Here is a 543-nt window from a genome sequence, read left to right on the forward strand (position 1 = left end):
TGCCGCTACTGCTATAGCTGTTACCGAAAAGGCATTAGCCGCACCCGCACCACACCGAAACAGTGTTGATGTGAACGACCTGCAATTGTGCCTCGCCATGATGTATACACAGCAAAGCGATAAAAAGGCCCTGAAAGTAATGAACAGTTTTAACCATACTGACAGCTGGTATGAAAAGCGTATGGGTATGGTGTGGGCCATACGCAAAGCCCTGCTTGCTATTATTATACTGGCTGAATTTGAGTATACTGAGCTAGCCCTCTCACAACTTAAAAGCTTTAAAAAGCGCTATAAAAAATATTTATTGGAGGTAAAAGAAAACCGGGTTATGCAGTATGCACTGCTGGTTGAAAAGTATTTGCTAAATACTGATATTATAAAAACCCCCGGTTTTAAAGCAGAGGTACTGGGTTTACTAAAGCCTGATGAAAAAGAAGACCTCTTTGTACTGGGCTTTACCGCATGGCTACTTTCTAAAACAAATCAAAAACCGGTTTACCACACTACCCTGGAGTTACTGCACTACAATTCACCGTCCCATTC

The 543-nt window shown here is 42.2% G+C and carries 1 pseudogene; it reads left to right on the top strand.

Annotated features, from left to right (window positions below):
• Window positions 1-543 (top strand): annotated as a pseudogene (locus tag ABS768_RS17755) (hypothetical protein); the annotation flags it as partial.

The sequence above is a fragment of the Flavobacterium rhizophilum genome (assembly GCF_046000485.1).
Classification (GTDB): domain Bacteria; phylum Bacteroidota; class Bacteroidia; order Flavobacteriales; family Flavobacteriaceae; genus Flavobacterium; species Flavobacterium rhizophilum.